General features: G+C 49.0%; 20 protein-coding genes. 4 read left to right on the top strand and 16 right to left on the bottom strand.

Going from position 1 to position 25,146, the window contains the following annotated elements; genetic code table 11:
• Positions 1 to 13: 13 nt before the first annotated feature.
• Genes addA through FYJ59_RS09580 form a run of 5 tightly spaced genes read right to left on the bottom strand, consistent with a single transcriptional unit; the run spans position 14 to position 9,202 of the window.
• On the bottom strand, positions 14 to 3,799 hold the full coding sequence (gene addA / locus FYJ59_RS09600) for a helicase-exonuclease AddAB subunit AddA (RefSeq protein ID WP_154496636.1): 3,786 nt from the start codon (positions 3,797 to 3,799) through the stop codon (positions 14 to 16).
• Positions 3,800 to 3,828: 29 nt separating this feature from the next.
• Complete coding sequence (gene addB, locus FYJ59_RS09595; protein WP_154496635.1) at positions 3,829 to 7,263, bottom strand: helicase-exonuclease AddAB subunit AddB; 3,435 nt, start codon at positions 7,261 to 7,263, stop codon at positions 3,829 to 3,831.
• Between the two features lie 24 nt (positions 7,264 to 7,287).
• The gene (locus FYJ59_RS09590; protein WP_154496634.1) at positions 7,288 to 8,040 is read right to left on the bottom strand and encodes an exodeoxyribonuclease III; all 753 of its coding nucleotides are present in this window, start codon (positions 8,038 to 8,040) and stop codon (positions 7,288 to 7,290) included.
• Between the two features lie 15 nt (positions 8,041 to 8,055).
• Positions 8,056 to 8,736, bottom strand: a complete 681-nt coding sequence (locus tag FYJ59_RS09585) for a hypothetical protein (protein WP_154496633.1) — start codon at positions 8,734 to 8,736, stop codon at positions 8,056 to 8,058.
• A gap of 22 nt (positions 8,737 to 8,758) precedes the next feature.
• Positions 8,759 to 9,202, bottom strand: a complete 444-nt coding sequence (locus FYJ59_RS09580; protein WP_154496658.1) for an SseB family protein — start codon at positions 9,200 to 9,202, stop codon at positions 8,759 to 8,761.
• Between the two features lie 215 nt (positions 9,203 to 9,417).
• On the opposite strand from FYJ59_RS09580, the gene FYJ59_RS09575 reads away from it, so the two are divergent.
• Positions 9,418 to 10,281, top strand: a complete 864-nt coding sequence (locus tag FYJ59_RS09575) for an HAD-IIA family hydrolase (RefSeq protein ID WP_154496632.1) — start codon at positions 9,418 to 9,420, stop codon at positions 10,279 to 10,281.
• Positions 10,282 to 10,289: 8 nt separating this feature from the next.
• Here the strand turns inward: FYJ59_RS09575 and FYJ59_RS09570 are convergent, their stop codons facing one another.
• The 6 genes from FYJ59_RS09570 to cysK form a co-directional block, all read right to left on the bottom strand.
• Complete coding sequence (locus tag FYJ59_RS09570; protein WP_154496631.1) at positions 10,290 to 11,195, bottom strand: DegV family protein; 906 nt, start codon at positions 11,193 to 11,195, stop codon at positions 10,290 to 10,292.
• Between the two features lie 352 nt (positions 11,196 to 11,547).
• Positions 11,548 to 11,988, bottom strand: coding sequence for an RrF2 family transcriptional regulator (locus FYJ59_RS09565; RefSeq protein ID WP_022154510.1), 441 nt, complete (start codon positions 11,986 to 11,988; stop codon positions 11,548 to 11,550).
• A 270-nt stretch (positions 11,989 to 12,258) separates the two neighbouring features.
• Positions 12,259 to 13,071 (bottom strand): MetQ/NlpA family ABC transporter substrate-binding protein, encoded by an 813-nt coding sequence (locus tag FYJ59_RS09560; protein ID WP_154496630.1) that lies wholly within the window; start codon positions 13,069 to 13,071, stop codon positions 12,259 to 12,261.
• Positions 13,072 to 13,162: 91 nt separating this feature from the next.
• Positions 13,163 to 13,825: a methionine ABC transporter permease gene (locus FYJ59_RS09555; protein WP_154496629.1), complete on the bottom strand. Its 663-nt coding sequence runs from the start codon at positions 13,823 to 13,825 to the stop codon at positions 13,163 to 13,165.
• Complete coding sequence (locus tag FYJ59_RS09550; protein WP_118551468.1) at positions 13,815 to 14,825, bottom strand: methionine ABC transporter ATP-binding protein; 1,011 nt, start codon at positions 14,823 to 14,825, stop codon at positions 13,815 to 13,817. The genes FYJ59_RS09555 and FYJ59_RS09550 overlap by 11 nt, the downstream gene beginning before the upstream one ends.
• A 123-nt stretch (positions 14,826 to 14,948) precedes the next feature.
• Positions 14,949 to 15,887 (bottom strand): cysteine synthase A, encoded by a 939-nt coding sequence (gene cysK / locus FYJ59_RS09545; protein WP_117464987.1) that lies wholly within the window; start codon positions 15,885 to 15,887, stop codon positions 14,949 to 14,951.
• Between the two features lie 386 nt (positions 15,888 to 16,273).
• Between cysK and aroA the strand changes: the two genes are divergently transcribed.
• Positions 16,274 to 17,614 carry a 3-phosphoshikimate 1-carboxyvinyltransferase gene (aroA, locus tag FYJ59_RS09540; protein ID WP_154496628.1) on the top strand — a complete coding sequence of 447 codons (1,341 nt, stop codon included), beginning with the start codon at positions 16,274 to 16,276 and terminating at the stop codon, positions 17,612 to 17,614.
• Between the two features lie 132 nt (positions 17,615 to 17,746).
• Here aroA and FYJ59_RS09535 read toward each other — a convergent pair whose 3' ends face one another.
• From FYJ59_RS09535 to FYJ59_RS09525, 3 genes are all read right to left on the bottom strand, one after another.
• Positions 17,747 to 19,114, bottom strand: a complete 1,368-nt coding sequence (locus FYJ59_RS09535; protein WP_154496627.1) for a uracil-xanthine permease family protein — start codon at positions 19,112 to 19,114, stop codon at positions 17,747 to 17,749.
• A gap of 141 nt (positions 19,115 to 19,255) precedes the next feature.
• On the bottom strand, positions 19,256 to 20,209 hold the full coding sequence (locus FYJ59_RS09530; RefSeq protein WP_154496626.1) for a GDSL-type esterase/lipase family protein: 954 nt from the start codon (positions 20,207 to 20,209) through the stop codon (positions 19,256 to 19,258).
• 23 nt (positions 20,210 to 20,232) lie between these two features.
• A complete protein-coding gene (locus tag FYJ59_RS09525; RefSeq protein WP_328597226.1) occupies positions 20,233 to 21,588 on the bottom strand; it encodes an MBOAT family O-acyltransferase in 1,356 nt (451 codons plus the stop codon).
• A 186-nt stretch (positions 21,589 to 21,774) separates the two neighbouring features.
• Between FYJ59_RS09525 and FYJ59_RS09520 the strand changes: the two genes are divergently transcribed.
• Positions 21,775 to 22,536, top strand: a complete 762-nt coding sequence (locus tag FYJ59_RS09520) for a DUF6062 family protein (protein WP_154496624.1) — start codon at positions 21,775 to 21,777, stop codon at positions 22,534 to 22,536.
• A gap of 37 nt (positions 22,537 to 22,573) precedes the next feature.
• On the opposite strand, the gene FYJ59_RS09515 is transcribed toward FYJ59_RS09520, so the two are convergent.
• On the bottom strand, positions 22,574 to 23,212 hold the full coding sequence (locus FYJ59_RS09515; RefSeq protein WP_118546783.1) for a TetR/AcrR family transcriptional regulator: 639 nt from the start codon (positions 23,210 to 23,212) through the stop codon (positions 22,574 to 22,576).
• A gap of 113 nt (positions 23,213 to 23,325) precedes the next feature.
• Between FYJ59_RS09515 and FYJ59_RS09510 the strand changes: the two genes are divergently transcribed.
• A complete protein-coding gene (locus FYJ59_RS09510) occupies positions 23,326 to 23,712 on the top strand; it encodes a hypothetical protein (protein ID WP_022153031.1) in 387 nt (128 codons plus the stop codon).
• A gap of 21 nt (positions 23,713 to 23,733) precedes the next feature.
• Here FYJ59_RS09510 and pdxR read toward each other — a convergent pair whose 3' ends face one another.
• Positions 23,734 to 25,146, bottom strand: coding sequence for a MocR-like pyridoxine biosynthesis transcription factor PdxR (pdxR, locus tag FYJ59_RS09505; RefSeq protein ID WP_154496623.1), 1,413 nt, complete (start codon positions 25,144 to 25,146; stop codon positions 23,734 to 23,736).

The raw sequence follows: 25,146 nt of genomic DNA, 5'->3' as shown, positions 1-25,146 counted from the left end.
GGATATCTCCTTTTTACTCATATTTTTCCAAGTAGAAGGAATACAGGATCCGCTCCTTCACGGGCATCTGCATCAACTTCGTCAACGCTTCCTCATAGTACTGAATCTGAACGTTGTAGCGGTTCCAGAGAGCTTCCAGGGAGTCGATCACATCGGTCTTGTAATCCAGCAGAACAATCTCACCGTCTTCTATGAAAAAGACGTCGATAATACCCTGAATGAGCACCTTTTCTCCCTCGGGCAGGTCCGGATCCAGGCGTTTTGCATCAATGCCCAGCACAAAGGGCTGCTCTCTGTATAGAAGCCCCTGTTCCTGCGCACGCCACATGCGGTATGCCAGCTCCTGCTCCAGGAAATTGAGGATCTTCGGCAGACTGACTGCTTTGGCATATTCCTCCGTCAGGCGTAAAGATATCGTTTCCCGCTGTAAGAATTCTTCCAACCGGTTCTTAAGTCTCTCCGCGTCCAGTCTCTTACGGTATGTCTCATAATCTCCGGGGCATTTTTCAAACAGTCCTGATTCGACAAATACATACATAAAATCCAGAAGCTCCATGACACGGTGGAAAGCATTTCCCCGTACTGCACCGCTGACCTTCTCCTGCTCTCTGCGGAATCCCGGGATATAGGGAACCACTTCTTTTTCTTCAAAGGTATGGAATGCCGCCTCGTCCTTTTCCGCCATGGCTGCGATCTTTAACTCTGACACTGTTGTCTTGGTATACAGCTTTTGTAACCCGGGATGTGGATATTGATAAGCAAAACGCTCCCGCAGATGCATAAGCTTCCGCTCATTTTCTTCCGGGTCCCCGGTCAAAGGTGTCTCTCCACAGGCTATCAGCCGCAGCTGTTCTCTGCGATCGCCCATGCGCAGCTGCTCTCCGAGTTCCTCTGCCGCCAGGTCCTCCGTTCTCAGTGTCTTCACCGCGATTCCCGTCTTCGGCAGGATCGGCAGTAGGAAATCCATATAGCTTCCCGCCTCGCAGAAATCCAGATAAGTCAGCCTCTCCTGTCCGGTCATCTGCGCCAGCTCCCACTTTTCGTCAGCCTTGTCCAATACCGCGGTTAAGATCAGTTTTTCTCTGGCACGGGTCAGTGCCACATAGAACACACGTAATTCCTCCGCCAGATTATCTTCCTTCATTTTTGCAGACAGGACTGCCCGGCGGAGAGTCTTATTTTTAATACGCCGTACGGAATCTACATAATCCACCGCAACTCCCAGATCCATGTCCACGATGAGGGATTGGTTCGCATCCTGCATGTTGAAGCGTTTCGACAGTCCGGAGACAAATACCACCGGGAATTCCAGTCCCTTACTTTTGTGGATACTCATGATCCTGACCACATCGGCATTTTCATCCAGAGTATCCGCCTCACCGTAATCTACGTCATATTTTTCCAGCTGCTCCATGTAACGGATAAAGTGGAACAGTCCGAAATAACTGGTCTTCTCGAAAGCGGATGCCTTCGTAAGCAGCATCTCTACATTTGCACGCCGCTTGCTGCCGGTGGGAAGTGCCGTCACATAATTCAGATAGTCATAGTCATCCAGGATCCGCTGCAACAGGTCGCGAATGGAGGTATAAGGCGTCAGGTTGCGGTAGTGATCGATACGTTGTAAGAAGTCATTCGCTTTTATGGAAAGTTCAGTGTCTTCTGTCCGGCCGCTCTGTGCCACTTCCTTCAGTGCCTCATACAGTGTCATCCGTTTTCTGGAATGCCCTTCCCCACCGCTACGGATCTGCGCGATCTCTTCCTGGGTGAATCCACCAAAGACGGACTGCATCACGCCAAACAATGGGATATCCTGTCTCGGATTGTCCAGCACCCGCAAAAACTGCAGCAACTCCTGCACCTCCAGCGCCCCAAAATATCCGGTCTTAGATGTGATGTAGACAGGGATTCCCTGCTGTTCCAGTATCTTTTTGAATTCTTCGTCCCAGCCGCTGGTGGTGCGAAGCAGGATGACCATATCCGAATACCGCACCGGACGCAGTTCTCCCGTGGATTTCTCCATCACCTTCAGACTGCCCTTCAACTGTTTTATATGGGCGGCAATGGCGAGTGCTTCCAACTGTCGTACATTATCGTAATCCACAAGGATTCCCGCACCCTCGGCATGCTGCTCTCCGATGCCACTCTCTTCGCGCTCTCCCTTTTCCGGCTTGCGGATCAGTAGCAGTTCGCTGCCGTAGGCGGGATCCTCCTGTGCAGGATACCCTGCTCCGGGATACAGTGCCGCCTTGTCATCGTAAGCGATACCGCCAATCTCCCTGCTCATGATACGGGAAAATACATCGTTTACCGCATCCACCACCTGGATACGGCTTCGGAAGTTCTTCGCCAGATCGATCCGGCACAGATCTCCGGTCTCCTGATAGGTGTCGTATTTTTCCAGGAAAAGCTCCGGTCTCGCCAGACGGAATTTATAGATGCTCTGCTTCACATCACCTACCATGAAACGGTTGTAACGACCCTCTTCTTCCCCGGAGATAGCGCTTAACAGATACTCCTGCACCAGATTGCTATCCTGGTACTCATCGATAAGGATCTCCTGAAAATACTGGCGGTACTCCATTGCAACGTCACTTGGCACAATCCGATATTTCGTTTCGGTACGATCCGTCCCTGTGCCACCGGATTCTTCCACTTTTTCCCGCTTTAACAGAATCTGCAGCGCATAATGCTCCATATCGGAAAAGTCGATCAGATGTCTCTCCTGCTTGGCTGCGAGAAGCCTTCTGTCGAATTCCAGTACCAGGTCAAGCAGTATTCGCAGCGGCTCTCTGCAGGCTTTTCCCTGCTCCACCGCCAGTTCTAACGGGGTCTTAAAATAGCTCTCTGAAAGGTCACTTAAGGTATCCTTCACACTGTTTCGAATTGCTTTGGCAAGTTCGCGTTTGGCAGGATCCACACTGTCATCCTTCTTGGAAGGAAGGCGTCCAAATGTCACCGTAGGAACTTTGGCCGCCTGTTCCTCCAGGTCCTTACAGGATGTCAGTCTCTCCAGCTGCTCGATCTCTGCCTCCGTCAGTTCTCCGTACATATACGGGCCGTCCGGCAGTTCACACAGCCGCTTTACTTCCCGCAGTTTTTCCAGGCATCCCTCCACGGTACGGTTCACCCGTTCCGTCAGATATTGTCCGTAATCGCTGTGAACCAGTGCTTCCATATCTCCTGCGGCATAGTCATTTTTGCGCTCCTCCAGCCATTCCGCAGGCCAGGGAAAACTTCCCGCATACCGGGACAGATTCAGAATATGCTGCTCTAATACGCTCTCCCTGCCTCCCGGGCAGAAATACTCCACACAGGCATGGAACTGTTCCGGGGCTTCCGGGACAAATTGCCCGGCATAGGCATCCTCTAAAAGCTGCGCCAGTACTTCCTGCTGAAGCAGCTTAATCTCTCCCTCATCCGCCACGCGGAAATCCGGATCCAGTCCGATCTCATTGAAATGGTTCCGGATCAGGAACAGGCTGAAGCTGTCAATGGTTGTGATCTGTGCATTATGTAACAGCGCAGACTGCTTCTGAATATGTTCATTACCGGGATCTGTCTCCAGTCTGGCAGTGATGCCCGCGGCAATCCGTTCTCTCATTTCTGCTGCAGCGGCATTGGTAAATGTCACGATCAGCAATCTGTCAATATCCGCCGGATGTTCTCCGTCACAGATCATGCGGATGATACGTTCCACCAGCACTGCCGTCTTACCGCTTCCCGCGGCCGCCGATACCAGAATATTGCTGTTATGCAGTTCGATCACTCTTTGTTGTTCCGGGGTGAATTTCATTCCCATACGCTACCTCTGTTCCTGTTTCTTTTATCCTACGCTTCCGTCGTCTCCTGCATCCGCTGCATCAGCGTCTGCTTATCCAGATCCTCCAGCTGCCTCTTCTCATATCCGGGAATACTGCCGTCAAAGCCGCAGACCTTTTTATAGGCGCAATAGGTACATGCTTCCTCATTTCCTTTTTCGTAAGGATTTGCCGCTATTTTACCGTCCAGGATCTCCCTGCCAATCTGGCGTATCTTCGTATCCACATAAGCAGATACCACCTGCAGCTCCTCACGGCTTAAGATTCCGGATCTGGCGCTGAAGCTTCCGTCCTTTTTCTTTTCCACCGGAATGACTTTGGACTTGTCCTGTAAAAATCGATCCAGACGTTCCACCACGGAGGGATCGCTGTTCACCACACCGTTCATGCGAAGCTTTGTCAGAATCTCTTCGTTGATCTGCTCCTGGGTCAGTTCCACCGGAGTCTCTATCGTAGGATCATCAATATGATAATACAGCAGTGCCGCCGGTACGATCTCCTTATCCGGATGCTTTCTGCTCTCCAGCTCCATTGCCGCATTCATATATACCACCAGCTGCAACTGCAGGCCGTAGTACAGTGCCGCCAGGTCGAATTTCTTATTGCCGGACTTGTAATCGATGACCTTGACATAGACATGCTCCGCGTCCTCCGATACATCGATACGGTCAATGCGTCCCTGCAGGTGCATCTTCTCTTCTTCAGACAGATCCACATGAATACTGTCCAGATCCTCCGCGAACCGGAAGGACAACTCATAATCGTCCGGCTGAAAGCTTCCCTGCTTCAGATGCTGCTGCAAGGTCAGCACCGTCCGGGTCAGGATCCTGCTCATCCGGGTAATAGCATATTCATTCCTTGCAGAACTGTACAGAACGGTCTCCCCATAAGTCGCAGCATACCCTTCCACTGCTTCTTTGATGGCCTGAGTCGCAAAATTTTCATCAAAATCCCACCATGTCCGACCGGATTCTGCAAGTTTTCCTGCGAAATTCTCCAGTACCGCATGATACACATTTCCCATATCCGACACTTCAAAGCCGAATTCTTCTCTCTCCTGCAGAGACAGGCCATATTGCAGGAAATGTCTGCAGGCGCAGGCAGCATAGGTCTCTAAGCGGCTCACACTGTTCTCCAGCTGCCTGCCGTACAATGCTCTCGCCACGATCCTTGACAGACCGCTCTCCTTATATCTTCTAAATGCTGCCGCCGTCAGACGGTCTCTGCCCTCCGGATCTGCTTCATAGGCACGGTACATGAGATAAAAATCCTGCCGTTCCTCTTCCCGCAGCGTTCCGTCCGCATATTCCCGCAGTTCCTCCGCCAGATATCTGGCACCTTCCTGTCTGCCCTCGATCTGTTCGATACGGCTGCGGTTTTGGGGATATTCCACAGCAAGCTGCGGAAAAAGCTTCCGTACCGTATCGATCAGGTAAGACGGACGGATTCCCTTCCCATCACTGTTTACCTTGGCATAAGACAGATACAGCCGTTCTGAGGGTTTCGTCATATTCAGATACAGATACAGTCTCTGAATGTACATCTGTTGTCTGGGACTCGGTGCCATTTCTGTTCCGGATTCGATTAAAAATTCTCTGTCCATATCGGAGATAATGCCGCCCTTGGAGGCATTTTTCGGGATGTTTCCATCATTTACCCCCAGGAAAAACAATACTTTAACCTGTTTTAAGCGGGTTCGCTCCATATCACCCACCACAATACGATCCACATTCTGCGGAATCGTACCTACTGTGATCTCGCCAAAACCAGCCTCTAAAATATCCGCAAATTCCTGCAGGGAAATCTCTTCCTCACCCAAAAGTTCATAGATCTGATCCAGCAGATCCATGACCAGACGGTATATCTGTGCATATTCCCTGGCTTTCGCCAGGTCGCCCTCCTGCTCGAACTGCTGTTGATAATTCAAAAGCTTTTGCTGTACCTGATTCTGCTCCAGAAAATCATACAGATGATCCACATACTCGCCGGCTTTTGCCCGGGTAGCCATATGCAGGATCTCCACGGTATCCGCAAACTGCTGTCTGATACGGTTCAGACGCTCCAGGGCCTCTTCCGCCCGCTCTGTGTCTTCCTGCCCACTGCCTTGCTGCATCTCCTCAGTTTTTCGTGTGAACAGGCGGCTGTAGGTGCGATACCCTCTCGCCCCGGTGCGGATCACATAATTCTCCAGTTCGTCAATTTCCTCTCTGGAGATATCCGCCATGCCACTGCGCAAAAAATGAAATACGGTATCATACGAAAAATCCCTGATATATAACTGCAAGACGCTTTTGATGTATTCGATCATGGGATTTAAGACAATCCTTCTGGTCCTGTCCAGAAAACAGGGAATCTCCAGCTGCCCGAATTCCGTCTCCACATAGGAAGCATACCCCTCCAGATCTCCGATGACCACAGCAATATCCCGGTAAGTAAGTCCTTCTTCCCGGATCAGCTTCCGGATATACAATGCCGTCTGATGGACTTCCTCTCTGGGAGAAAGTGCCTCGAACATATGGATCTCACGCTGTTTCTCCATATAAGGCTCATACTGATAGCGAAACAGGTTCTGCTCCAGATAACATAACGCCGGTGCCTCGGTGAAACGGTTGGGACCGCCCTTTACAAATACATCTTCCCCTCGTGTCACCTCTGCCTCCGCCGCCAGCTTCACCAGATCCGCCACTGTCTTTTTACTCAGATGGAACAATTTCTGCTCGCCGTCCATTTGATAAGGGTCTTCTTCCTCACCAATGGTCACAGTGACAATGGTCTCCTCGCACACCCGCATCAATTCCTGGATCAGACGATTCTGTATGGGGGTGAATCCCGTAAACCCGTCGAATACCACCACACTGTCCGGAAGGATCTTCGACTTTACCAGGGATCTGCGCAGCACATCCAGTGTCTCCTCTGTAGTGATAAAATGGTCTCTGATATAATCCTGAAATCCCCGGTACAGAGTCTTTAAGTCTCTGAGCTTCATTGCCAGTGCGCCCCTTTTTTCAGCGCTGGCGATCAGTTTATCCATATCCTGTGTGCTGATGCCGTACTGCATGAATTCGGAGATAGCACTTTTCACCTCATGGATATAGCCCTGCTTATGCAACAGACTTCCCATGGCAGGCAGCTGCTCCTTCAGATCTGCCGCGATCTTCTGCAGCACCAGGCTTTTGCCGGTGTCATCCAGTACAGGCATTTCCTTCGTTCCTACTTCCTCCAGGATACGATGACTGAGTCTGCCGAAGCTTAAGACATCGATATTCAGAATGCCGCCTCTGTCACTGCGCATGACCAGATCCTTCTGGGTCTGCATGGTGAACTGATCCGGCACGATGATCAGGAAATTCCTCCCCGGCTCCTGCGCCGCCCGCTGCATGATCTCTTCATAGATTCTGTGACTCTTGCCGGACCCGGAAGGTCCGAAATAGAAACGTAAGCTCATAGGTCTCCTTTTGCAGTCTTCTGCCTATTGTATATCAAGCTCGATCGGACAATGATCCGATCCCGGAACTTCCGTGTGGATCTTCGCATCTGCCAGTCTGTCCTGCAGGCACTGCGATACCACGAAATAGTCAATTCTCCATCCGGCATTTTTCGCCCTCGCCTGGAATCTGTAAGACCACCAGGAGTAGATTCCGGTCTGGTCCGGATAAAAATAGCGAAAGGTATCGATAAATCCGTTTTCCAGTACTTTGGAGAAGCAGGCGCGCTCCTCGTCGGTGAATCCCGCATTGCCGCGGTTCGTCTTCGGATTCTTCAGGTCGATCTCCTGATGCGCCACATTCAGGTCACCCGCATAGATCACCGGCTTCTTTTCTTCTAGCTTCTTCAGATATGCCAGGAAATCCGCTTCCCATTGCATCCGGTAATCGAGGCGCTTTAATTCCTGCTGGGCATTCGGTACATAGACTGTCACAAAATAGAACTCCGGGTACTCTGCCGTGATCACTCTGCCCTCATGGTCATGCTCTTCCACGCCGATGCCGTAGGTCACCTGAAGCGGTTCTGCTTTTGTGAAAATCGCCGTACCGGAATAGCCCTTTTTCTCTGCATAGTTCCAGTACTGGTGATATCCGGGCAGATCCAGATCGATCTGTCCCTCCTGCAATTTGGTCTCCTGCAGGCAGAAAATATCTGCATCTATTTCCTGAAAAAAATCTAAAAAGCCCTTCTGCATGCAGGCTCTCAGTCCGTTTACATTCCATGAGATAAATTTCATGCTTTTTCCTCTTTCTTATTTTTGATTGTTTAACCATTCCTGTTCTTTGCGGGCAGCCTCCAGGGACGCTTCGTACCCTTTTAGAATATCTGTAAGTCTCTGCACATCTGTGATTGCGCTTGCTTTATTTTCCGGGTGATCCATCCAGGGATGTCTGTATTTTGCAGGATATATGTTTTCTATGGTATTTTCTCCAATTATGTGCCATTTTTTCTGATAACAGATTGTGTTATCCTTCGGGTTTAAGAAAGCGAACAACTGTGCCAGCGGATAACTCTCCGTCTCCGTCGCAATCTTCCGATTCTTCAGATTCTCTTCTCTGCCGGTCTGAGCCTTGTGAATCTTCACGTTCGTTCCTTCCGGTTCTACGATCAGCGTTATAGGTTCTGCCGGTTTCTTCCACAATTTATCCAGTATAAAATTTAAGGGTCCCAGCAGCAGGATCGTCATAAGGACCGCCAGCGTCCCCGTCAGCTCCGGGATCCAGTCGCCCAGTACCAGCATCTGGAACAGCACATGATCACTGTCCCGCACGCCCCAGACTTTCATTACGACAAATGCCGCCGTCACCGCATAGATCAAGATTGTCGCTATGGCAAACGGCATCAGTAATTTCTCTTTTTTGATGCCCCAGGAAGCATAAGCCTTCCGCTCTTCTTCCGTGAACAACACCGGCAGTTCATAGTTTTCTGTCATGCTCTGATTCTCCCTTTTTTTATTATTCTCCGAGAATGATACGGAGGAGATTTTTGTCTAACATCAGTGTCCGGTTCCAGGGGTTTAAGATCACACCTTCAATGCCCTCTGCGGTCAGCGTCATGCGAAACAGCTGCTCGATATCCGTGAGGAACGTAGACATCACACTGCCGCTTCCTTTTAATTGTTCTTCGAAGCCGGTGAACGCCGACCACCATTTTTTCCCATCGGAGGTCTGCACCGCCTGTAAACGCATAGCGGTTCCGGCTGCCTGCATCACCGCTTCTTGCACATCTGCGGAAGGCGGCTCCACTGCCACGATGAACTGCCCCTGCTCCCGCATCCGTCTGCGCACCACTGTCAGCGCGTGTGCCAGAAGCTCTTCCGTGGGCTCCTGCTGTAATGCCAGAATTGCCTCCTCTATTTTTTCGTTTCCCTGTAAACCTTTATCCTTCTTCTCATCCATATCACTGATCGTATCCTTTTTTATTTTCATTATCAGGCAGCTTTACTGCGTACCCCACCACGCGCATCTATGCCTATCATACCATAAATGCTTACGCAATTCCACTTACGTTTCCCTCCGCGCATTTTCCCTCCGCGCGCTGTCTTTTCCTTGACAGTGACTACATTCATTGCTAACATGAGTCTGAGCGTTTTCGCTTAGAAATGAGGACAATTATGAATACTTTTGACCCGAAGCATAGGTACAGCGATGCCGCTAAACTGGCTCGTCTGAAAAATAAAAAGCTTTTCCTGTTCGACATCGACGGAACGATCGCCGTGGGCGATACCCTGTACGAAGGCAGTGCGGATCTGATCCGCTATATCAACGACATCGGTGGCAGGGCTTATTACATTACCAACAATTCCACAAAAAGCGGGCTGGACTATGTGAAGAAATTCCACGATGCATTTCACTTGGACAGCACGGAGGATCAGTTCATCACCTCCGGCTATATGACGCTGCGTTTTCTGAAGGAAAATTATGCAGAGAAAAAAATCTTTGTACTGGGAACTGCTTCCTTCATAGCTGAACTACGTAAAAATGGACTTCATGTCACCGAGGTCTGCGAAGAGAATATCGACTGCGTGGTGGTTGCCTACGACAGTGAATTAAATTACGGCAAGCTTACGGAAGTCTGCAAAGTTTTATTCACCCAGGACGTTCCCTTCTACGGCACCAATCCGGATCTGCGCTGTCCCATCGACTTCGGCTTTATCCCCGATTGCGGTGCGATCTGTGATATGATCACCGCTACCACCGATAAACAGCCCATTTACTTGGGCAAACCCAGCAAAGAAGTCGTAAACTTATGCCTGGATATATCCGGTTTTACCCCCGAGGAGACACTGGTAGTCGGTGACCGTCTGTATACCGATATTGCCTGCGGCATTAACGGCGGCGTGGACACCTGCGTCCTATTCACCGGCGAGGCACAAAAAAAGGATATTCTGACTCCCGAGGGGGAGCCGAATACCCAGTATCTGCCGGACTATGCTTTTGAAAATGTGCAGGAACTGTTAGATGCCTGCAAAGAATAAATTAAGAGTTACTCTCTAATGGATTTCTTCACGACACCGATTCCCAGCGGATAAGGTCCGGTGTGTACGCCGATGGTAGCACCGATCTGGAAAATGGGAATGGTGTCGATGTCGTATCCCTTCTCCTTCAGTCTGCTTACCAGTCTGTCCCTAAACTCCACGGCTTCTTCCTTATCGTAGCCGTATCCTATGCAGATACTGTAATCTGCAATATCTGTCTTCTCCTCTGCCAGATATGCCAGCAGCAGGTCGATAGTCTTGTCCACGGTCTTGCGGCGGCTTCTGCCGATACCGGACGGGAAGATCTCGCCTTCTTTTAAGGTGATGATAGGCTTGATGCCAAGCAGGCTTCCCGCTACACTTGCTACTTTGCCGATGCGTCCACCATGCTTTAAGTATTCCATATTTCCGACCGTGAAAAAGATTCTTCCGGAGCTCTTGATCTCATTCAGGCGATCAATGCTCTCCTGATATCCTGCACCCGCATCTCTGAGCCTTACTGCTTCCAGTACATAGATTCCCTGAAGAACTGTGTTCACACAAGAATCACAGACATAGATCTGTGATTCGGGATATTCCTCTTCCAGAATCGCCTTCGCATTCAGCGCGGACTGCATGGAGCCACTGAATTTGGTCGTAATGCAGATACAGATAATGGGTGTACCCGCTTTGACAGAAGGCAGAAATGCATCCAGGTAATCCTGTACGGACGGCATAGAGGACTTGGGATATACATCCGGATGATCCACCATTTCCTGATAGAATTCACGTACACCGATCTCTACCATTTCTTTTTGATATTCTCCCTCTTCAAAAGATACATAGAAGGGAACCACTGTGATATTCTTCTCTTTGGTAAGTTCCAACGGAAGATCGCAGGAACCGTCTGATATAATATGAAATGCTTCATTCATAATCGCATACACCTTTCTGCTTCTTTTCAGAGTTTAGCTTACCACGTTGCAGGGTAAAAAGCAACGAGTTTTTGACATCGCATTGCATTTCATGGTATTTTAAGTCTTTTTATGTAGTTTTTATAACCACATTTGTGATTGGTTATGTATACTTGCTTCTACGCAATATTTGTCGATGGAATATGGCTGCCTTTATTCATATGAAGTTGACTTTCTCTTTTTCTATAGATATACTACTAATGTTAACCGATTCTATTATCAGTTAACATTAAGTCAGTGAGAATGACCCCCTTCATTCTCTGGGAACTGACAACAGCCCGGCAGATTTTCTGCCGGGCTGCTTTGTTTCGTGCTATATCGAGTAATCCAGATTCTCCAGTCTCTTTTTTCTACGTTCTACGAGATCTGCTATAGTTACGCCATCTACTACTTTATTCACAGCATTATACAGTTCCTGCCATACCTCCAGGGTCTCACAGGTATCGCAGCGTTCACAGATGTCCGCACCGTCTTCCAGACAGGCCACCGGTGCCAACGATCCTTCCGTCAGCCGCAGGATCATTCCCACCGTATAATCTGCCGGGTCTTTGGCAATGCGGTAACCACCCTGTGCACCACGGACGCTCTTCACATACCCTGCCTTATTCAGCACAGCAATGATCTGCTCCAGATACTTTTCGGAAATCCCCTGTCTGGCAGCTATCTCTTTTACCTTGATACACTCTCCGTTGTTGTTCAATGCCAGATCCAGCATGACGCGTACTGCATATCTTCCTTTGGTTGAAATTTTCATCCTATCCTCATTTCCGAGCATCCTCCTGCTCTGTTTTGCTTTTCATATCAGCCGGCTTATGCCAAAGCGGTTCAAAACTGCTCCGATTTTCTACGCTTTCCACAGATTCTACCTTATTTTTCTTTATTTTCTTTTCCCATAGTTCATATAGGATTTGTGGAAACAGCAGAAAAATCTGGAGAGCACCCACTCGAATGCTGTTCGGAAAAATCTCCTCCCATTTTTCGGAATGCTCTCCGGATTTTCGCATTACTTTACTGTCGCTTCTCCTTACTTGTAAGGGATAACGCCACCATTATACTTGTCGTTAATGAACTGCTTGATCTCATCGGACTTCAGAGTATCTACCAGTGCCTTAATCTTAGGCAGATTCTCGTTGCCTTCCTTAACAGCGATCACGTTAACGTAAGTAGCTGCTGCTTCGGAATCAGCGCTCTCATACAGCAGAGCATCGTCTGCAACAGTCAGGCCTGCTTCCATTGCATAGTTACCGTTCAGAATACCAAAGGATACCTCCGGAAGGGTTCTGGGAACCTGTGCTGCTTCCAGCTCTACAAAGTTAATGTTGTGAGGGTTCTCAACGATATCCTTGGTAGTAGCGGTCAGACCCACACCATCCTTCAGAGTGATGTAACCGTTATCCTGTAACAGTAACAGAGCACGTGCCTCGTTGGTAGTATCGTTGGGTACTGCGATAGTTGCATTGTCAATGTTGTCCAGGCTGGTCTCGGTTCCGGGATACAGTCCGAAAGGCTCATAGTGGATACCGCCGGCATTTACCAGATGAGTACCCTTCTCCTCGTTGAAGCTCTCCAGATAAGGAATGTGCTGGAAGTAGTTAGCATCGAATTCACCGGACTCTACTACTTCGTTGGGCTGTACGTAGTCATCAAATACCTGAACCTCCAGAGTATAACCCTGCTCCTCTAACAGAGGCTTTGCTGCCTCCAGGATCTCAGCGTGAGGTACAGCGGTTGCTGCTACCTTAATGGTCTTGTCATCGGTTCCCTTGCTGCCGCAGCCGGTCAGTGCGCTCACGGACAATGCTGCAACAGCGATCAAAGCGATTACTTTCTTTTTCATAATATTTCTCCTCCTAAATCTTTCGTTAATAAAATTAACTTTATTGTGAATCAGGTGATCTGCACCTGTCTCAACCTTTTATTAAACTGCCTTATCTGATTCTCTTGTCTAACTTCTTGGAAATCGTCATTCCGATATACTGCAACAACTGTACCAGCAATATCAGCAGCACTACGGTCACCAGCATAATGTCTGTCTGATAACGATAGTAGCCATAACGGATGGCGATATCACCAAGTCCGCCACCACCTACGGCACCTGCCATAGCGGAATAGCCTAAGATTGTTCCCAGTGCAATGGTTGCGTTGACTAACAGCGAAGTTCTGGACTCTGCCAGCATTACCTTCCAGATGATGGTCCAGATATTGGCTCCCATGCTCTGCGCTGCCTCAATGACACCGGGATCTACCTCTAACAGAGAAGATTCTACCATTCTGGCAATGAAAGGTGCTGCCGCCAGTGTCAGAGGTACGATCGTTGCGGTCGGTCCATAGCTCTGTCCCACGATAATTCTGGTCAGAGGAATGACCAGGATCAGCAGGATCAGGAACGGGATGCTTCGTACAATATTAACGATCACATCCAAGATCTTGTAAATGATCTTGTTGGGGCGTAATCCCTTGGGGGCGGTAATTACCAGCGCAATTCCCATGGGAAGTCCCAGTACATACCCCATAAATGTGGAAACAAGGGTCATATACAAAGTAACAAAGGTGCCTTCCACCAGCATCATAATCGTTGCATTATCCCACATAGTCTTTCAGCTCCTCCACTTCCAGTTTTCTCTCCTGTAAATAATGGATCATCTTGTTCGCCGCCATTTCATCCTCCGGCAGCTGTAAGATCATCTGTCCATGGGCGATACCGCCGATGTCCTTGGTATCCGCTAACAGGATATTAACGGGAGCCTTGCACTCCAGCACCATATTGGCGATCACAGGCTCGAAAGAAGAATTCTCCGTGAAAACAATGCGGATACAGCGTTTGCCGGACATTTCCTTTGCCTTGGGATCCACCATGAACACCAGCTTTCTTGCAGCTGCGGACTGGGGTCTGGAGAATACCTCCTCCACAGTACCATGCTCTGCCAGTTCTCCGGCATCGATAATGGCTACATGGGAACAGATCTCCTGTACCACAGCCATCTCATGAGTGATGATCACGATGGTGATGCCGTACTGTTTGTTGATGTCCTGTAATAATTTCAGGATCTCCTTGGTCGTCGTGGGATCCAGCGCACTGGTCGCCTCGTCACACAGCAGGATCTTCGGCGTATTGGCAAGAGCTCTTGCGATTGCCACACGCTGCTTCTGTCCGCCGGAGAGCTGGGAAGGATAAGCGTCTGCCTTTTCCTTCAGTCCTACGATCTCGAGCAGTTCCATAGCGCGCTTTCTGGCTGCCTGCTTCTTCACACCCACGATCTCCATGGGGAAGCATACATTGTCCAGAACACTTCTCTGCATGAGCAGATTAAAATGCTGAAAGATCATCGCAATGCCTGTACGAACCTTACGAAGTTCTGCCTCAGTCAGTGTCGAAAGATCCTGATCTTCTACGACTACGGTTCCCGTGGTGGGCTTCTCCAGATAGTTCAGGCAGCGTACCAGGGTAGATTTTCCGGCACCACTCATACCGATGATGCCGTAGATGTCTCCCTTGTTGATATCCAGGCTGATACCCTTTAAGGCTTCTACCTGATTATCTTTACCAATAAAAGTTTTTGTTACATTCTTGATCTGAATGATCGGTTCCATAAGTTCCTCCATTCCAGGTTCGCGCTTTTAAGGGGAGAAAAGCGCAAATTCCTTGAATTCCTAGTACCATGCCATACATTCTAACACAAGAATGCAAGTCTGTCCAGTTCTGCAAATTTCGTCTTAAGCTTCTGCAAACATCGGGGTGGACAGGTATCTGTCACCGGAATCGGGAAGCAATGCTACGACTGTTTTGCCTGCATTTTCAGGGCGTTTTGCGATCTGTGCTGCTGCGTACAGAGCTGCGCCGGAGGTGATTCCTACCAGGATACCTTCCTTATGAGCGATGAGGCGGCCGGTGGTAAATGCCTGATCGGTAGTAACGGTAAAGATCTCATCATAAATGCCGGTATTCAGAACGGAAGGAACGAATCCTGCGCCGATACCCTGCAGCTTATGCGGTCCGGGCTGTCCGCCGGAAAGTACGGGAGAATCTGCAGGCTCTACTGCTACGATCTTCACATTGGGATTCTTGGATTTTAAATAAGTACCAATGCCGGTCACGGTTCCGCCGGTACCTACACCTGCTACGAAGATATCAACCTTGCCATCGGTGTCTTCCCAGATCTCGGGACCGGTGGTAGCTGCATGTGCGGCGGGGTTCGCGGGGTTATCGAACTGTCCGAGGATCACAGCTCCCGGGATGGACTTCTCTAACTCCTCTGCCTTGGCGATAGCACCCTTCATGCCCTTGGCGCCTTCGGTCAGTACCAGCTCTGCACCGTATGCCTTCAGGAGGTTCCGACGCTCCACACTCATGGTCTCGGGAAGGGTAAGAATGGTTCTGTAACCCTTGGCTGCAGCCACACTTGCCAGGCCGATACCGGTGTTGCCGGAGGTGGGTTCGATGATGGTGGAACCTTCTTTTAAAATACCCTTCTTCTCGGCATCTTCGATCATTGCCAGTGCAATTCTGTCCTTAACGCTTCCTGCGGGATTGAAGTACTCCAGCTTTGCCAACAGTTCTACGCCTTCGATATTCTGATCCTTCAAGTAGTTTGTCACCTTTAAAAGGGGTGTATGTCCGATCAGCTGGGTTGCGGATGTGTAAATCTTACTCATAATAGAATCCTCCTTAAACTTGAAAATTGTGTTTGTTTTTATTTCCTACTTATCTGATATGGATGTTATGGATTTATACTATACTATTCCGCTAGGAATGTCAACAATTATTTTTAAAAATTTTTGAGAGTTGTACAGGGGAATGGAAAATGGTATGATTTAGATAGTGAGTCCGTAGCCCCAACAGCAAGTAAGAAACGCGGCACGCTCTCGCTCTGTCGCAGAGCGTAACGGTACATAAGCGGTCACAGTACGACCGCTAAGTACCGACGTCTGCTTACGGCCTGCTTATTCTTACTTGCTGTCGTGACTACTGGGTTATTGTCATATTTTAGGGAAATATTGTAATATAAAATATATTAAATCAAAAGGAGCCAATCAACTACATGGCAGATAAAATTTACCGCGTTCCTACTATATATAGTGATATCAAAAAAACGACTGAACCTCTCTCAGTCCGGGTACCGGGTTCTAAGAGTATCACGAACCGCAGTCTCCTCCTGGCGATGCTGGCGGAGGGAAAATCCACGCTGCGTGGGGTGTTGTTCTCGGATGATTCGAGGCATTTTCTGCAGTGTGTGCAGGATCTGGGATTTGAGACGACGGTGGATGAGGAGAGCTGTATCGTCACGGTAGAAGGACTGGGAGGAAAGCTTCCCTGTGAAGAGGCTGCGTTAAATGTGGGAAGTGCAGGAACGGCAGCGCGTTTTCTGACAGCTACGTTAGGTGTCTCGGAAGGTGTTTTTCACATGGATTCTTCAGAGCAGATGAAGAGGCGCCCCATGGATCCGCTTCTGTCCTCTCTGGCAGAATTGGGGTGTGAGGTCCGCTGCGAAGGAGAAGATGGGCATTTTCCTTTTACGCTGACCGCTCATGGGTTCGGACAGGATCATATCTCCATCGATATCGGGCACAGCAGTCAGTTTCTGAGTGCGCTGCTGATTGCTTCGACTTTGTCTTCGGAAGATTTTACGATTCAGGTAGAGGGTACCCATGGGATGGCGTATATCGAAATGACGCAGAAGATGATGGAGCAGTTCGGAGTCTGCGTGGAGCGTCCCACGCCGGATCAGTTCCGTATTCCCGCCGGTCAGCATTATAAAGCATTAGATTATCAGATTGAGCCGGATGTCTCTGCCGCCTGTTATTTCTATGCGATGGTACCGTTACTGGGAATCCCGGTCTGTGTAGAGCATGTGCATTTTGAAAGTCTGCAGGGAGATGTGGAATTCCTGCGTATCTTAGAGAAAATGGGATGTACCGCACAGGATACGGAAAAGGGAGTCCTCCTGCTGCCTCCTTCAGCTTTATCGGACGCCGGAACGCAGACTCCCGCTTTCCATGGTATCACGGTGGACATGTCCTCCTGTTCCGATCAGACGATCACACTGGCAGCCATCGCACCGTTTGCCGACAGCCCCACCTGTATCACAGGCATCGGGCACATCCGTTTCCAGGAGAGTGACCGCATCCATGCCATCTGTACAGAACTGACCCGTATGGGCATCCGCTGCGAAGAGACGCAGGACAGCATCATCATCTATCCGGGGACGCCAAAGCCTTGTACCGTAGCCACCTACGACGACCACCGCATGGCTATGGGGTTTGCCCTCACCGGTCTGCGCACGGAGGGCATCGTGATCGACGATCCCGGATGCTGCCGCAAGACCTTCGAGAATTATTTTGAAGTACTTGACCAAGTGATCACGGAGATATCAGAGGTTTAGGCATAGTGGTTGCGCTGTGTTGCTTGCGAAGCGCACAACTGAAAAAGAGAGCATCCATGGCTCTATATTTCTGTCATGGATGCTCTCTCTTACTTTCTTTGTTCAGTTTATGCTGTTTTCAGCAAAAATGTCTTAGTTCTCCTGACCCTTTACCGCGAAGCATACGCCGGTGTCATCGGGCTTGTCCTCATCGAACTTGTAGTCCTTGCCGGGCAGCACTGCATTCAGGATAATACCGGTCAGCGCACCTACTGCCAGTCCGGACAGGCTGATGGTGATCTCGCCGATATGGAATGCGATAGCGCCTGCTGCACTGTAGTTGATACCGATGGACAGTACCAGGATCAGAGCGGCGATGATAACGTTACGGCTCTTGGTAAAGTCTACCTGAGTCTCTACGATGTTACGGACACCGACTGCAGAGATCATACCGTACAGTACCAGGGATACACCACCGCAGGTAGCGGTAGGCATACAGCCGATCAATGCTGCTACCTTCGGAGAGAAGGAGAACAGTACAGCGAAGCCTGCTGCAATACGGATAACTCTGGGGTCGAATACCTTGGTCAGAGACAGTACACCGGTGTTCTCACCGTAAGTGGTATTCGCAGGAGCACCGAACAGGGATGCAATAATGGTAGCCAGACCATCACCTAACAACGTACGATGCAATCCGGGTTCCTTGATATAGTTGATACCAACGGTGGAAGAAATAGCGGAGATATCTCCGATATGCTCTACCATGGTAGCCAGTGCGATCGGCATAATAGTGATCATGGAAGTAATTAACAAAGAAGTGTTGCCGTCGGACAGTGCCCAGAAAGCGGTCTCATTCCAGTGGATAGGAAGTCCGATCCATGCAGCTTCCGCAACGGGTGTGAAATCCACGCGGCCTAAGATAGCTGCCAACACATAAGAACCAACAACGCCGATGATGATCGGAACGATCTTCACCATTCCCTTACCCCAGATATTGCAGATTACTACCAGTGCAATAGCGACCACTGCGATCAGCCAGTCTGCGGAACAGTTGTTGATAGCGGACTGGGACAGGGTCAGACCGATGGCAATGATGATAGGTCCGGTTACGATGGGCGGGAAGAAACGCATTACTTTGCCGGTACCGAAGATCTTGATCAACAGGGATAATACCAGGTACAGCAGACCTGCACAGGCTACACCGAAGCAGGCATAAGGAAGCAATGCGGAATTGTCCGCACCGTCTGCCATAGGTGCAATTGCGGCATAACCGCCTAAGAAAGCAAAGGAAGAACCCAGGAATGCAGGTACCTTTCTCTTGGTCAGCAGATGGAACAATAAAGTTCCCAGACCTGCAAATAACAGTGTTGTGGAAACATCCAGACCTGTCAGCATGGGTACCAGAATCGTGGCACCAAACATTGCGAACATGTGCTGAAGTCCCAGCAGAAGCATCTTGGGCACGCCCAAGGATCTGGCATCGTAAATGCCATTTTCGCCGAGTGTAGTCTTCTCGCTCATTTTTCTCCTCCTATGTCATAGACATGTGAACTTGTAATATTTGCCGCATAGAGATAGGCAGATAGTCATCTACCTGCCCACACCCATGTGACCTTATTAGTTACATGATAGCTTTTCATCGTTCCACAGTCAAGAAAAAATTTATTCCACTGCATGTTCTTTCAAAAAGTCCAGCCAGATGGGAATATACTGGGCCTTCAGGTGCACTCCGTCATAAGTATAGGATGCCACCATTCCTCCGGTCTCATCACAGATCAGCGGATTCACATCCAGGTAATATATCTTCTCATCATCCGCCAGCTTCGCGATTTCTTCATTCCTGGCTTCGATGCCCTCATTGGTAATATAGTCTCCCTGCCCGGAGCGCTCCGTGGTCACCTTCATAATCGCCTGCAGGTAGATCACCGCATCGGGCTGCAGCTGTTGCAAATGCTGTACTGCCTCCCCGTAAGCCTTCATGAAAGATTCCACCGTACCGGTTCCCATCTCGTTAATACCGATCATCAGATAGATCTTGGCAAACTGTTTCTCGGATAGTGCCTCTTCCACCGTGATCTTTTTCTTCTGCCCCGGCACCGCTACTATTTTCGAATCGAACATCTTATAAATCGTAAGTCCGGTAGAGGCATAAAATGTGGAGGTCTCTTCCAGTCCACCATATTCATACATTCCCACTGTCCGGGAATCCCCGATAAATACAGCATCATCAAAATAGCTGTCATCCACCGTATGGTAGACCACTTCTTTTGGCAGTTCTTCCGAAGGCTCTGTCGGTTGTGGTTCCTCCGTTGTCATTGTCTCTGTCTGCGTATCTGCCGATGTCTCTCCGACTGCCGGTGTCCGACTTTCCCCTGTGGGATCTTCTGTGCCTTCCGGGACCGTATCCCCCGATACGGTTCCGTCCTGTTGTCCGGGTTCCGATGTATGATCCATCCGGGCACCGCCTGCCAGCTGCACACCCCTGTTATACAATTCTCGAAGGGGATCCGTATACACCTGCCAGTTGTCCGTCCATGTAAAAAACAGGGCTCCCATAAGCAGCAGACTGATGGGAAAGGATAATTTTCTTATCCATTGTCGTAGTTTCTGTAACATATTTCCTATCCTATCCAGATTTTCTAAAAACTAAAGTACATAAACGGGTTATTTCCCTCTAATATAAGTCTCCAGACGCAATACCAGAATACCGCTGCCAGCAATATTTTCATTAGGATCTTATCCTTGCCGTAATCGTACAACTTCTCGATTGCCGGCGTACATGCCAGCCCGGATACGACTAACAGCCCACCATAGGTAGACAATGCTTTCCACGCATCCTCATATCCGCCGCTGATCCCCGGTACCAGCCACATCATTTTATCCAGATAGACCTGCAGCTGTGACAGATCCGTAATAGCAAAGCACATCCAGCTTACGGGAATGATCAGCCACAGATAAATGTGCGGCAGTACTTTCATTTTATGTACGAATTTTAATCTTCCCAGCTGCCGTTCCAGTACAATGCAGATCCAGAGCAATCCGCCCCAGCAGAAAAAGTTCCAGCCGGCGCCATGCCAGAAAGCTGTCAGCATCCATACCACCAACAGATTAAAAATCGTGCAAAGTTCCCCTCGTCTGCTGCCTCCCAGCGGAATATAGACATACCGACAAAACCATTGCCCCAGTGTCATATGCCATCTGCGGTAAAAATCCCTGACCCCCCGGGCCATATATGGTCTGCGGAAATTTCTGGGCAGTTCGATTCCCAGCATCCTGCCAAGCCCCATTGCCATCAACGAATATCCCCAGAAATCAAAATAGATCTCCATGGAATAAGCAATGGCTGCCAGCCATGCCAGCGGAGTGGAGATACTCTCGAATCCGGTTACCTGTACTTCATGCCACAGGATCCCTACGCGGTCGGCCAACAGCACTTTGGCTGCCAGTCCTAAGACGAACAGCTTCATGCCGTCCTCCAGTCCCTGCATAGTAAAAGTCCTGTTGTACAGGCTGTCTTTCACCTCACCATAACGGGTAATGGGGCCGGAGATCAGCTTCGGGAACATGACCACATAAGTTGCAAATTTTAAAAAAGAATACTCCCTATCTGCATCTCCGCGATATACATCGATCAGATAAGACAATATCTGAAAGGTATAAAAACTGATCCCCAGAGGAAGTCCCGCAGAACCTCCCCGGCACTTAAACCAGATCAGAATGCCAATGTTAATACTCAATGCTGTCACGAACAACAGCCTCTTGCGCCATAACGTCCTGGGGCTGCGCTTTGCCAGATGCAGTCCGATAAAATAATTACATAAAACGGAGAGCATCAAAGGTGCAAGATTTCCTGCATCTCCCATTGCATAAAAGACAATGCTACCTATAAGCAGTGTCAGGTTTCTGTATTTATGCGGTGTGATTCCATAGACAATCAGGAAAATCGGCAGGAACCACAGCAGAAATTCAATACTGCTGAATATCAAATAAATCACATCTTTCTATTTTCGCTTTACACTTGTACTATCATAGTAGCTTGAAATGAAATGTATTACAACAAAACAATTCTTAATTTTAAATGACATTATTTTACAAATCAGTAATCTTTTTGCAATTATTTCAAACATCGTTTACAATAGTTTTCATACAGACAGAATATCGTCAGGAAAGGATCGTTTTCTATGAAAGAACAGTTATACACAATTCCCTTAAATGATGCCGTAAACGCCCAGGATGAGTGTCCTTTTTGTTACATTCACCGCAATATCGAACAGGATCTGTTAGACTTCGTCTTAGGCTCCGGTTCCTCCTACATGGAAGCGGATATTAGAGAACAGACCGACAAGGCCGGATTCTGCCGCTATCATTTTCAGAAGATGTTCGACTACGGCAATACTCTCGGCAACGCCTGGATCCTGAAAACGCACTACCAGCGTATGATCCGGGAAATGCAGCAGGAATTTGCTTCCTTCCGTCCCGGAAAAAGTTCTCTTCTGGGAAAATTCAAAAAAGCCGAGGGCAGTGAAAATACCATCGGTATGTGGATCCGCGCAAAAGAGGACTCCTGCTATATCTGTTCCCAGTACAAGGATACTTATGAAAGATACCTGGACACCTTTTTCTATCTGTGGAAAAATGACGAAAGTTTCCGGAATAAGATCATAAACGGAAAAGGCTTCTGCCTGCCTCACTTCGGAGACCTCTGTGAAGCCGCCGACCGCAAGCTCTCCGATAAGGAAAAGCAGGAATTCTACGACTGCCTCCTGCCCGTCATGGAAGCGAATATGCAGCGGATCTCTGAGGATGTATCCTGGCTGGTGGAAAAATTCGATTACCGAAATAAGGACGCCGACTGGAAGAACTCCAAAGATGCCATCCAGCGCGGCATGCAGAAATTAAAAGGCGGATATCCCGCAGATCCCGCCTATAAGATGTCTAAATAGTTATCATTTTCTTCAAAATTATGATGCAAATAGGATGCTATTTTTCTGAAAACGCTTCGTCAGAGGGCTGTGTGGAACGTTCCGCCAGTCTTCTGCTTAAGTTCAGATACTCTGTGATCTCTTCATACAACATCTCTGGCTGAAAAGCATCCTCTAAAATCCTCTCGTTCATCAGTCCCTTAATGGTCAGTTCCAGCATTTTACGAAGTTTCACGGCATCCTCTGCGGAAGCATATTTACCCAGATCCGCTCTTGCGAAAACAGACTCCAGATAATCTTCCAGCTGCTGTTTTCTCTCTTCTACCGCCAGCAATGCTTCACTGACATTTTCCGTCTGCGCCCGGTTCAGAAAAGGCTGCAGATAAGGATAACCGCACATGGCATGCATTTTGCCACATTCCACCTGCTGCAGCAGAGCAAACAGATCCGTCTCCTTCGCATCCACCGCCGTAGACAACTCCAGCAACAGGTAACGGACACTATAATCATAGACAAATGCATATACACCCAGTTTGCTTCCGAAATAATGGAATAACAAACCCTTGCTGATAGCCGCCTCCTTTACAATATCATCCGTACAGGCATGGCGGTAACCGTGCAGTGCAAATACTTTCAGTGCGGCATTGATCATACGATCCTGCTTTTCTTTTTTTAAATCAAAAAATTTCTCATTCATATCGCAACATATCCCTTTTCATTTTACGCAATAAGGTTTATCATATAACTGTATGGACAAATGTATAAAATTCCGAACCGTTACATACACTACAACATGGAAGGAGCAACCCTATGGCTAAAAAATTTGGCAAATTTCTGCTGTTCACTGCAGCAGTAGGTACCGCAGCCGCAGCTGCTTACTACTATATGCAACAAAAAAACTCTCTGCTGATGGAATCCACCGACGCAGATGACGATTACGATGATTTCCACGAGGATCTGGACGAGAGCACGGAGTTCTCCCGCAATTACGTTCCTCTGAATGCTTCCGTTCCGGCTTCCGCACCCACGGAAGAAACCGCTGAAACCGAAGCTTCCTCTTCCTCCTCTGATTTCACACCGCTCTCCGGTCAGGCAGCCGATCTGTCCGGCGAAGAAGGCGAAACCGTCGAAGATGTGGAAGAATTTTTCGATGAAGAGGACGCCGAGGACGAAGAGCCTCCCGTAACCGAAGAATAATAGCAGTATCCTGAGAAGGTCTCACAGCCATGCATTTTGCAACCGGCGGAGGCCTTCTTTCATGTCTGCCTCATCCATACTTCCGAATCCCAGCAGCACTGTCGCTTTGTCCGCAGCGGATGCCACCATATTCTCTGACATCCCATAGACCTTCACATTTTCCGCTGCAGCGGCATCCAGAAGCTCTTTTTCCGTCACATTTCCTTTCGCCGTCAACAGCAGATGCAGCCCCGCATCTTCCCCGGAGATCCGGAATTTTTTTTGAAAAGGCTCCAGTCCCTCTAACAGCTGGTCGTGTTTGGCACGATAACGCATCCGCATCTTGTTCAGATGCCTTTCGAAATAACCGTCCCGGATAAACTCATTCAGGATTCGCTGGTCGATTCTGGATACCGTACAGGAATAGAAAGAACAATCCCTGCGGTACACCTCCAACAGTGTCTCCGGCAACACCATATAGCTGACACGGATCGCCGGTGCGATCGCCTTGGAAAAAGTACCGATGTAGATCACCTTTCCCCTATCGTCCGAGGACTGCAGGGACGGAATCGGTTTCCCGCGATACCGGAATTCACTGTCGTAATCATCTTCGATCAGATAGCGGTCCGGCTTTTTCTCCGCCCAGCGCAACAGCTCCGCCCGCCGGCCGATCGTCATCACCGCTCCGGTAGGGTACTGATGGGAGGGCATGACATAGGCCACCCTGACCGGTTCCTGTTCCAGTCTGTCCGCACGCATTCCTTTATCATCCATATCCACCGTCACAATATGATAGGCGAATGACCGGAAGATACGGTACGCACGTTTATACGTAGGATTCTCCATGGCAATTCCCACATGTCTCCCCAATATTTTCTCCAACAGTAACAGCAGATAATCATTTCCCGCGCCCACAATGATCTGCTCCGGACGGCAGTTCACCCCTCGGGAAGAATGCAGGTAACGGCTGATCGTCAGTCTCAGATCATAATCCCCCTGCGCCTCTCCCTGGGCAAACAGTTCACTGTTGCTGTCATTCAGGATATTTTTTGTAATCCGTTTCCAGACACCGAAAGGGAAACCGTTCATATCGATTCCATAGGGGGAAAAGTCAATCCTTTTTTCCTCGTCCAGGTCTTCTGCCTGTGGATCCCATGCCTCCGGTTCCGGCACCCTGCCAGTTTCCTGCTCCAGAGTGAAGATTCCCTCCAATTTGCATACAAAGTATCCCTTATAGGGTCTCGCCTCGATATATCCTTCACTTAACAGCTGGTCATAAGCATAATCCACCGTACTCCTGGCCACCTGCAGATATTCTGCCAGAGAACGCGTGGAGGGAAGCCTCTCTCCTGCCAGAAGCTTCCCTTCCCTGATTTCCTGTCGTATATGCTCATATATCTGCTGGTACAGACATTTGTCACTGTCTGTACGCAGCCGGATCGTCATATCATACAT

Origin of the sequence: Waltera intestinalis (assembly GCF_009695995.1) — a bacterium.
Taxonomy (GTDB): Bacteria; Bacillota; Clostridia; order Lachnospirales; family Lachnospiraceae; genus Acetatifactor; species Acetatifactor intestinalis.
Note: the sequence above shows the minus strand (reverse complement) of the source record. Positions and strands in the feature narration are given on the sequence as shown.

Excerpts from the sequence above, each read along its gene's own strand:
- addA (WP_154496636.1), bottom strand. The coding sequence starts at position 3,799 with ATGGGAATGAAATTCACCCCGGAACAACAAAGAGTGATCGAACTGCAT.
- addB (WP_154496635.1), bottom strand. The coding sequence starts at position 7,263 with ATGAGCTTACGTTTCTATTTCGGACCTTCCGGGTCCGGCAAGAGTCAC.
- FYJ59_RS09590 (WP_154496634.1), bottom strand. The coding sequence starts at position 8,040 with ATGAAATTTATCTCATGGAATGTAAACGGACTGAGAGCCTGCATGCAG.
- FYJ59_RS09585 (WP_154496633.1), bottom strand. The coding sequence starts at position 8,736 with ATGACAGAAAACTATGAACTGCCGGTGTTGTTCACGGAAGAAGAGCGG.
- FYJ59_RS09580 (WP_154496658.1), bottom strand. The coding sequence starts at position 9,202 with ATGGATGAGAAGAAGGATAAAGGTTTACAGGGAAACGAAAAAATAGAG.
- FYJ59_RS09575 (WP_154496632.1), top strand. The coding sequence starts at position 9,418 with ATGAATACTTTTGACCCGAAGCATAGGTACAGCGATGCCGCTAAACTG.
- FYJ59_RS09570 (WP_154496631.1), bottom strand. The coding sequence starts at position 11,195 with ATGAATGAAGCATTTCATATTATATCAGACGGTTCCTGCGATCTTCCG.
- FYJ59_RS09565 (WP_022154510.1), bottom strand. The coding sequence starts at position 11,988 with ATGAAAATTTCAACCAAAGGAAGATATGCAGTACGCGTCATGCTGGAT.
- FYJ59_RS09560 (WP_154496630.1), bottom strand. The coding sequence starts at position 13,071 with ATGAAAAAGAAAGTAATCGCTTTGATCGCTGTTGCAGCATTGTCCGTG.
- FYJ59_RS09555 (WP_154496629.1), bottom strand. The coding sequence starts at position 13,825 with ATGTGGGATAATGCAACGATTATGATGCTGGTGGAAGGCACCTTTGTT.
- FYJ59_RS09550 (WP_118551468.1), bottom strand. The coding sequence starts at position 14,825 with ATGGAACCGATCATTCAGATCAAGAATGTAACAAAAACTTTTATTGGT.
- cysK (WP_117464987.1), bottom strand. The coding sequence starts at position 15,887 with ATGAGTAAGATTTACACATCCGCAACCCAGCTGATCGGACATACACCC.
- aroA (WP_154496628.1), top strand. The coding sequence starts at position 16,274 with ATGGCAGATAAAATTTACCGCGTTCCTACTATATATAGTGATATCAAA.
- FYJ59_RS09535 (WP_154496627.1), bottom strand. The coding sequence starts at position 19,114 with ATGAGCGAGAAGACTACACTCGGCGAAAATGGCATTTACGATGCCAGA.
- FYJ59_RS09530 (WP_154496626.1), bottom strand. The coding sequence starts at position 20,209 with ATGTTACAGAAACTACGACAATGGATAAGAAAATTATCCTTTCCCATC.
- FYJ59_RS09520 (WP_154496624.1), top strand. The coding sequence starts at position 21,775 with ATGAAAGAACAGTTATACACAATTCCCTTAAATGATGCCGTAAACGCC.
- FYJ59_RS09515 (WP_118546783.1), bottom strand. The coding sequence starts at position 23,212 with ATGAATGAGAAATTTTTTGATTTAAAAAAAGAAAAGCAGGATCGTATG.
- FYJ59_RS09510 (WP_022153031.1), top strand. The coding sequence starts at position 23,326 with ATGGCTAAAAAATTTGGCAAATTTCTGCTGTTCACTGCAGCAGTAGGT.
- pdxR (WP_154496623.1), bottom strand. The coding sequence starts at position 25,146 with ATGTATGATATGACGATCCGGCTGCGTACAGACAGTGACAAATGTCTG.